The sequence below is a fragment of the Legionella sp. W10-070 genome, from assembly GCF_900640175.1.
Taxonomy (GTDB): domain Bacteria; phylum Pseudomonadota; class Gammaproteobacteria; order Legionellales; family Legionellaceae; genus Tatlockia.
The window spans coordinates 1-8470 of sequence record NZ_CAAAJC010000042.1 but is presented as its reverse complement, the minus strand read 5'-3'; the positions used below and the strand labels follow the sequence as shown (position 1 = coordinate 8470).

The window sequence follows — 8470 nt, the reverse complement described above, 5'->3', positions numbered from 1 at the left end:
GGCTCTACCCCAATTAAGGGGGCACTTTAATCAAGTTAGTATAGACTAACCCTTTGATTTGAGGGTCAAAAGGAAGATTAAGATGCCCAAGAAAGATTGTATCCTAAATTTACCGGGATATTCTATTAAAAAGGTGAGTGGAGAGAATCCAGTTTTTATCGAAGTCACGTATCGTAGTGTTGTTCGATGTATTCATTGTGGTAATAAAAAGTTACGAAAAAAAGATAGTTTCATAAGACGCATACGCCATGAGTCGATTGGATTGCGCCGCAGTTACTTATGTATCAAGGCTCATAAATATTATTGTGCTGCTTGTGGTCGTTATTTTAATCAGCGTTTTCCGGGGATAGGGAAATATCAAAGAGCCAGTGAGAGTTTACGTAAACAGGTGTTTCACTACCATAGCAAAGGAGTGAGTCAAAAAGATTTGGCGCGCGACTTAAAGCTGGGTAAATCAACAGTAGAGCGCTGGTATCATTACGGTTATAAGCTCCGTCATAAGAAGCTTGCTACTCGTTCATGTCCCAGAGTATTAGGTCTTGATGAGCATTCATTTAATAGGAAAGTAGGTTATGCTACGACTTTTTGTGACTTAGCCAAACATAAAATATTTGATGTGGTTGAGGGACGCTCCGAAAAGGATTTAGAAAGCTATCTAAATACCCTTGAAGGCAAAGAAAAAGTTCAGGTAGTCTGCATTGATTTAAGTTCCAGTTACCGTAAGTTAATCAGGCGTTATTTTCCGAATGCGATGATTGTCGCCGATCGCTTTCATGTGATTCGATTACTGAATCAATTTTGTTTGCAAACTTATCAGCAGATTGACCCCGAAATGAAATATCAACGAGGTCTCCTGGCGGCATTGAGAACCAACCCCAATAATCTCACGGTAAAGCGACTCAATAGACGAGAACGTTATTTGCAACAACAACCTGTCATTGCTGCTATTTATTACTTTAAACAGCGATTGCATCGGCTACTCATGCGAAAACATCGCACTGCCAAGCAGTGTACGCGTTTAATACCCCTCTTTCTTAAACTTGTTGCCAGTCTGAAGGAAAGTCCTTTCGAATCACTAAAGACTTTAGGTAAAACATTATACCAATGGCGGGAAGAAGTGGTTAGAATGTGGCGGTTTACTAAAAACAACGGCATTACCGAAGGCTTCCATCGCAAAATGAAGCTGATTCAGCGTCGTGCCTACGGATTTAGAAATTTTGAAAACTATAGGTTAAGGGTTAAAGTTTTGTGTTCTTGATTAGTGCCCCCGGATTTGGGGAAGAGCCGCCAAATTTTGCAAAATGCAAATTTTGTTCCCAGCGTATTGAATATCCAAAATGCTGGCTTTATGGCGGGAGGGCAATTTGGATACAACTGGCAAAGAGAAGGGATGCTTTTGGGGGTTGAGGGCGATATGGATTATGCAGCCATTGGGGGAGCGAATAATGCAACAATGGCTGCTGCGATCGCAACCACTGTGGATAATAACCTTAATTGGTTAGCCACATTACGCGCTCGCATGGGTAAGCTTGCTTCGGAAAATACGTTGGTTTATGTAACTGCAGGGCCTGCATTTGGTGAGGAAAAACTGACATTTGACCACCGATATCCTGCAATGAACCCTGGATTTAGCGTCCGTACAGCCGCGAGCCAGACAAAAACAAAAGCGGGCTGGACGGTCGGTGGTGGAGTTGAATACGCGGTATGGCAAAGAGCGACTTTTAAAGCGGAATATCTTTATGTGGATTTAGGTCGTATGAATTTGAACGCTTTAGGCAGTTTTGCAGGAGTAATTCCTGTTGACTATCAAGTGAGCTCAAAATTTAACAATAACCTATTACGTCTAGGAATTAATTATAAAATTTAACCGCTACTTAACTTCCAGGGAGGAGATTCCACATGATTAAGTTCAATTTAATTCGCATTGCCGTATCGACCATATTGCTAAGTGCTTTAATTAGCTCGTCTGTCTGCGCCGCGCATTCAAATATAGAGCAATGTTTTACAGTAAAAGCTGCAATAAATAATAATCCCCAATTGCCAGCAGAAGCAAAAGAAGCAATATTTAATTTTTGTACAAAAATAGTACAAAAAGCCGATGAAAAAGGATTAACAATCAATGAGTATCTTAAACTTCATCCAAATGATCCCGACAGACTCCATTTTATGAATCAAATGAAAAATGTGTACCAACAAACTGAAGCAACTTACCCCGGCTGCGTGGCTTGGTGTGCAGGGGTAATAGTCTCAGAGCTCATTCCCATTATTGGCCCATTCGTAGCCGAGGCGGCTTTCTACGGGTATATTCTAGTTTGCGGCAGCATCTATAATTGCGATCCCATATAAATTTTACATGGTTTAACTTGGACACTCCGGTTAAGGAATTAGGGGGCAAGTCTATTTATAATGGCATTTAAAAAGGTGTCTAATCGAGAATAATTTACTAATTCTCAATCCTCTAGTTTTGGTTTTAATGACACGATTGATAGCTAAGTGCTTGATTTTAAATGGCGCGCTCGGAGGGACTCGAACCCCCGACACCTTGGTTCGAAGCCAAGTACTCTATCCAGCTGAGCTACGAGCGCATAACACAGTGAAAAAATTTATCTGCGATTATCATCGCTGCTTTCTTGGCTTTAACACGGTAGCAAGCCAGAATGGTGGGCCGTATAGGATTCGAACCTATGACACAGAGGTTAAAAGCCTCCTGCTCTACCGACTGAGCTAACGGCCCTTACAACTAACAAATTTCGATCACGTCTATCTAACTAAAATACCACCAAAATGGTGGGCCGTATAGGATTCGAACCTATGACACAGAGGTTAAAAGCCTCCTGCTCTACCGACTGAGCTAACGGCCCTAAAGAGGCTGGAATCATACCGGATTAGGACAAAATTTCAAGTGTTTTTTGTAGTTTATTTTGCATTAATTCAGAACCAGTGTATAAATCATCACTGGTCGCCAGAACCGTCCACCCTTCAGCCATAAAACGTTCCGCTTTAGCTTTCAAGGAAGTACCTGGAACAATTAATAATAAGACATCAGCTCCTAATGCCCCACAACCTTTCACCGCCAACACATCCGGTTGTATCCTGAACGAGTGGATATGATCCAGGCTGTGAGGGGCTACCAGTTGCAGATTTTCCAGTTGTCTTTGATAGCGATTAACCGCATCGACCAGTCCTTCGCTATTTTTATGTTCAAATGCCTCTTTAGCGCAATCAACAATGGCTGATAGTTGATTGATTGAGCCAGGAAGCGATATTGTCTGCAAATGAGAGTGGGTTGCCAGCTTCTGCCCACTGTGTAGCAATAAAAAAGCAATCTCTTTAAAAGTCCAATCATAAGCTTGCATCAACGCATTTTGCCTGCTTATATAAACACAACGATTTTGTGTTTGCCCCAAAATATCATAACCGCTGGGCCTAAGTCCTTCCTTGCGCCAGGCAGATTGATAATACGCGTCAAGAAGCGATTCGGAAGTAGGAACTAAGTTTAATAAATGACAACTTGCCAGATACGCCCCTATAAATTGAGCACTTGATGCGCCAAGCCCGCCTTTGCCTTGATAAGGATCCTGCCAATACAAACCTTGAGAAAACAGACGATGATGTCTCCACCATTGTCCAGCCGGTGAATCCGGATGGATGTTATGCAAAATGCCATCGGCAGTTAACGAAATTTCAAAACAAGGGGAGGTTGTTACTATAATCGCTGAAGCCCCTGCGATGGCAGCATATTCGCCTAACAAGAACGTCTTAGCCGGGATTTGCCAATTCATTATCATGATGCTGCTTGGGCTTGTCTTATCTCAGTCAGCAGTTCAAAAGCATTGTTCAAACTGACTCTCTTATTGATAGTTAACCAGGATTGCAGCCGCTCCTTGAGTAGAGGTAACTCACTATCAGTAGCCCCGGCAACCAGCAGAAGATTATTAATATGTAATTTCATATGGCCTTGAATAATGCCTTCAGTGGATAACGCCCTGATTGCTCCCAGATTCTGAACCAGACCTACTGCAGCAAGCACCCTGGATAAATGATTAGCGGACTCAATACCCATCATCCGCAAACAAAGCCTGGCTGTAGGATGAAGTGCGGTAACTCCGCCTACTGTTCCTGCGATAATAGGGGCTGTCAACTCACCTGTTAACAAACCACTCTCATACCGCCAGCGGGTAATTGCCTGGTATTGCCCCGAGCGGCTTGCATAAGCATGTATTCCTGCCTCAACCGCCCGCCAATCATTACCTGTTGCAATTAATACCGGATCAATTCCATTCATCACTCCTTTATTATGCGTCGCAGCACGATAAGGATCTGTTTCTGCAAATAACGACGCTTCCTCTAACCTTTCTCCCAGCTCTTGATCAACATCCCGAATAACTACTTTGGCAGTTGTCAGTTTTTCATCATTTAAGTTAGACAAAATACACATGGTGATTTGCTCACCGGTCAAATTTTCAAGGGGCGTTTTTAAATATTCCAATACCTGATTAATAATATTAGCCCCCATCGCATCACAGGTATTCATGCTGACATGGATAACCACCATTTCGCCACCATCCTGACGAGGCAAACGCCTTGGTTGCAAATCGACAACGCCACCGCCTCGTTTTACCATACTGAAAGCGACTTCTTCATTTGCTTTTTCAATTAAAAACTGCTTATTTTCATTAAAAATCGCTGAAAAGCGTGCGAAGTCATTAACTTTGGCTATTTGAATTTGTCCAATAATACAATCACCTGTAATCTGAGTGGTTATTTCACCTTGTTGCCGTATCCATTTAGCCGTTTTGGATAAAGCAGCAATAATAGACGTTTCTTCTACTGCCAAAGGGATTACATAATCTTGCCCGTCAATACGAAAGTTAGTCGCCACCCCTAAAGGAAGCTGGAAATAACCGATTACATTTTCGATTAATTTATCCGCCAGAGCGGCATCTTTTATGCCGCCTTGTTGTAAATATTGAATATCTTCAACCGTAAGTGCTCCTAACTCCAATAAGCGTTGAAATCGCTCTTTGCGATCCAGGCGAGAAAAGCCCTCGAATAATTGACCTGCTTGATTGCTTAGTGGCATGCCTTCTCCTTGAGTTCGCTAAGTACACGGCTACCTGTACAAAACATAGCAACCTTTAATTCATATTCGATAGTAGTCATTAAATCATAGACCTGTTGAGAATCTTGCAGGGCTGCATCCAACATGGGCTTGGCGAAGCCAACAGAACTTGTACCAAGCGCAAATAATTTTGCCGCATCCAAGCCATGCCGCACTCCCCCTGAACCCCAGATTTCAAATGCAGGCATAAATGAAACCGCATTTTGTACGCTCTGCACTGTATTAATCCCCCAGTTACGGAAAGTAACTGCTGTTTTTTGCTTAATGCTCCCTTCTTTTGCGCGATGCCCCTCTATACGGCCCCAATGCGTCCCGCCCACTCCGCTAACATCAACAGCAGCAACACCAATGTCATTTAATCTTTTTAACGTAGAAAGAGCAAAACCACACCCCGTTTCCTTGACAACAACAGGAACAACCAAATTCTCAACCAGTTGCGCCAGCGCCTCCCAGCAGCCTTTAAACTGAGGGGTCCCCTCTGGCTGGATAGCTTCCTGCAAAGGATTACAATGGATAATTAACGCTTCGGCTTGCAAGGAGTCAACCAAACGTTGAACTTGATTTAACGGGGTTGTAATTAACTGTGCGATTCCTAAATTACTAAACAATTTAGCCCTTGGAAAATCCTGACGAAGCAGCTTCCATTCATAAGATGCCTGGCTATCTGTCAACTCACGACGCTGTGACCCCACCCCCATCGCCCATTCACTTGCTGCACAAGCTTCAATAAGATTACGATTGATGTTAACTGCATCGCGATGGCCTGCAGTCATGGAGCTTACCAGAAACGGTTTAGAGATGACCCTGCCAAAGCGTTGGCTATGAATTTTAATCTCATGAAAATCGATATCAGGCAACGCATCATGTACCAGGGAAATAGCATCCAGAGTATTTAATTCGCTAGACTGGTTACACTCCATTAAAGCCAGTTCGATATGATCTTGCTTACGTTTCTCAAACTCATTGTAGTTATCTTGCATGCCGATACTGCACCTGAAAAAATGGCTTATATTTTATCATAAATTGGGTCAATTCAACCAGGAAACATTAGAAGCAACTCAGGGCAAGGGCGCATCAAGACAGTAGCTGTTATTTCATTACTTTATAAAGCAGCAGATAAACTTCATTTAACCGGGTATTTAGATGGGTAAAAAAATACATCAGATTAAAAAAGCCTAATGCTTCACTTTCAAAAGTAGTAAAACGCTGCGGATCTTCATGGATGCAATTACTAAGCATCTGATGCAAATCTTGCGCAGGCAGCATCGCTTGTTGTCTGCCGCTTTTCAGGTAATCAATCATGATTTCAAGATTACGAAGTGTCGTCTCAACAGCCAAATGAATACGCTCCCTGTCTTTTTTTGTCAGGTAAGCGACCAACCATTGATAAGATTCAACCAAATTAACTACATACTGAGTGCAAAATGACATGTGGGTTAACAAAAGGTTAAACTCATGGAGACTCATGCGATGAAACAATACTTCATAACGGATTGAAAGCGACTTTTTACGAATTTCCTGAAAATCGGCATACAGGTTCTGGCTGGAAATTATCCGGGTATTCCCGGATTTCACGAATGCCAGGCTTAAACAAGCCCTTGTCTTTTCCAATTGACCAACCCAAAGGGTATTAATATTTGTTCTAACGGGTAGAAAAAAGAAACCGACTGCAATCGCAATCAAAGCACCTAGCACTGTTTCATCAATTCGCTCCTTCAACAACAATAAACTCCAATCGCCAAGCAAAGCAAAAAGGAAAACAACAAATCCCGTTAAAGTAAATACGGCAATGAGGTTATTAATAGACAACATATAAACAGTAATAAATACAAAACCAAGAAGGATCACTAAACTAAGCGTCTCATCGGGAGAAAGAATAAAATATAAAACTGTTCCACAAATACCACCTAATACAGTCATCGTTACCCGCTCAAAGGAACGTTTGACACTTTCACCCCAGGTTTGAGCGGTTAATGCCATAGCGGTTAATGTCGCCCAGTAACCATGTTCAAGATTAAAATACCAGCCAAGCAGCTCGGCAATGGTAATTGCAATAGCTGCCTGGAACGCCATTCTGGTAGTATTCCTAAGCCTCATTAGCACCCTCTTGTAATTGATCAATCTGTTGACGCAACAGGTTAAAGCTAAGTTTTAAATTCAATATAATCATTATTAACTCTGGATCCGTTAGCCTTTCCTGATTCAGTTGCCTGCCAAGCTGAGTTAGCGAAATATTGATAGCCTCACTTCGTATTTTGTAAGCGTTGTCCATCCTGACTGATCCAAATAAGATAACCAGTTGCCTGGTTAATTGACTAAGGTATCGTCTGATAGGCCGCGGCAATTGATAACCATGCTTCATCAAATTCCGATATGCTTCCAGCATCATGGTATAAGCATGCACCAGCGCATATTGATGTATAATGATTTCGCCAATACGTTTCTCCTGACTACTAAATAGCTCGCTTTGATCAAGGCTTAGATTACTTTCTAGTAAGCGATTTAAGCTTGCTTTGGAACGTACAAAAGGCAGGGATTCAAAATCAATTGCAAATGGGGGGATCAGGAGATGTCGCCTCATCTCTTTCAGCCCTCCCGCCAGGATCTGAAAAAGACGGTTGGAATTATTAATAAATAATCGACAATAATTTTCAGGAAACACAACCAATACCGCGACAGCAGACACCACCAAGCCTATAATTAAACCTTCAATGTGACTCCAGGTGTTTGCAGCAGACCCCAAAGGTAAAATAGTAGCCAAAAAGCATAAAATCCATACCATTAAAGGTGCCACATTGGTTTGTAGTCCAAAACGCCTGCAGTAATTGACAACAAAACCAAGTACTATAAAGACAACGGCCTTTAAACCAGATGTTTCCCGTACACCAAGCCCCAGGATAAACGAAGAGAAATAGATAAGATCGAAAGAAATCACTTGGACAATACGCCAGTAATAGGCTTTGGCAAAGGAACCTTGCATGGAAATTCCACAAGAAACCCCTGCTATCGCCTTGGTGGAAAGTGGTTCATCACCTACAAGCCATAATGCAACCACAATGGCTATAATGGTTTTGACTGCCTGCTTTAGACGAAAATAACCAGGATCTATTTCCCATAGAAAAGCTGGCAATCGCTTAATTGACATTCTTCTCCTTAAATCCCTTAGTTCACTCTCCAGGAAAACCAATATTAACTGATGCTTTTAAACCATTTTTTCATAAAATTAGCCTAAAAAATACTAGGCTCCGTGAACGAAATTTCTAATTAGTTGAAAAAAAGGCAGTTTCTATAGTGAAATACGATTTGCCGTCGAAAAATCACTAAAAGAACTGCCAAAATGAATAATAA

Annotated in this window: 8 protein-coding genes and 3 tRNA genes; 3 read left to right on the top strand and 8 right to left on the bottom strand. The window is 41.8% G+C overall.

All coding sequences use genetic code 11. From position 1 onward, the window contains the following. Positions 1–82: 82 nt before the first annotated feature. From E1O65_RS12095 to E1O65_RS12085, 3 genes are all read left to right on the top strand, one after another. Positions 83–1258, top strand: coding sequence for an ISL3 family transposase (locus E1O65_RS12095; RefSeq protein ID WP_133133849.1), 1176 nt, complete (start codon positions 83–85; stop codon positions 1256–1258). A gap of 90 nt (positions 1259–1348) precedes the next feature. After that, positions 1349–1867 (top strand): outer membrane beta-barrel protein, encoded by a 519-nt coding sequence (locus E1O65_RS12090; RefSeq protein WP_165474969.1) that lies wholly within the window; start codon positions 1349–1351, stop codon positions 1865–1867. A gap of 32 nt (positions 1868–1899) precedes the next feature. Beyond that, positions 1900–2346, top strand: coding sequence for a hypothetical protein (locus E1O65_RS12085; protein ID WP_133133847.1), 447 nt, complete (start codon positions 1900–1902; stop codon positions 2344–2346). Positions 2347–2508: 162 nt separating this feature from the next. On the opposite strand, the gene E1O65_RS12080 is transcribed toward E1O65_RS12085, so the two are convergent. The 8 genes from E1O65_RS12080 to E1O65_RS12045 all read right to left on the bottom strand — a co-directional run bounded on the left by E1O65_RS12080 (position 2509) and on the right by E1O65_RS12045 (position 8267). Beyond that, positions 2509–2585 (bottom strand) — tRNA-Arg (locus E1O65_RS12080). A gap of 73 nt (positions 2586–2658) precedes the next feature. Further along, a tRNA-Lys gene (locus tag E1O65_RS12075) sits at positions 2659–2734 on the bottom strand. A gap of 51 nt (positions 2735–2785) precedes the next feature. After that, a tRNA-Lys gene (locus tag E1O65_RS12070) sits at positions 2786–2861 on the bottom strand. Positions 2862–2885: 24 nt separating this feature from the next. After that, entirely contained in the window at positions 2886–3788 is a 903-nt protein-coding gene (locus E1O65_RS12065) for a hypothetical protein (RefSeq protein WP_242601607.1), read from the bottom strand. Continuing rightward, positions 3785–5083, bottom strand: a complete 1299-nt coding sequence (locus E1O65_RS12060) for a hydroxymethylglutaryl-CoA reductase, degradative (protein ID WP_133133846.1) — start codon at positions 5081–5083, stop codon at positions 3785–3787. The genes E1O65_RS12065 and E1O65_RS12060 overlap by 4 nt, the downstream gene beginning before the upstream one ends. Continuing rightward, positions 5074–6102 carry a type 2 isopentenyl-diphosphate Delta-isomerase gene (gene fni, locus E1O65_RS12055; protein WP_133133845.1) on the bottom strand — a complete coding sequence of 343 codons (1029 nt, stop codon included), beginning with the start codon at positions 6100–6102 and terminating at the stop codon, positions 5074–5076. The genes E1O65_RS12060 and fni overlap by 10 nt, the downstream gene beginning before the upstream one ends. A gap of 109 nt (positions 6103–6211) precedes the next feature. Beyond that, complete coding sequence (locus tag E1O65_RS12050; protein WP_165474968.1) at positions 6212–7195, bottom strand: FUSC family protein; 984 nt, start codon at positions 7193–7195, stop codon at positions 6212–6214. 13 nt (positions 7196–7208) lie between these two features. Then, positions 7209–8267 carry a hypothetical protein gene (locus tag E1O65_RS12045; RefSeq protein WP_133133843.1) on the bottom strand — a complete coding sequence of 353 codons (1059 nt, stop codon included), beginning with the start codon at positions 8265–8267 and terminating at the stop codon, positions 7209–7211. Between the last annotated feature and the right edge of the window lie 203 nt (positions 8268–8470).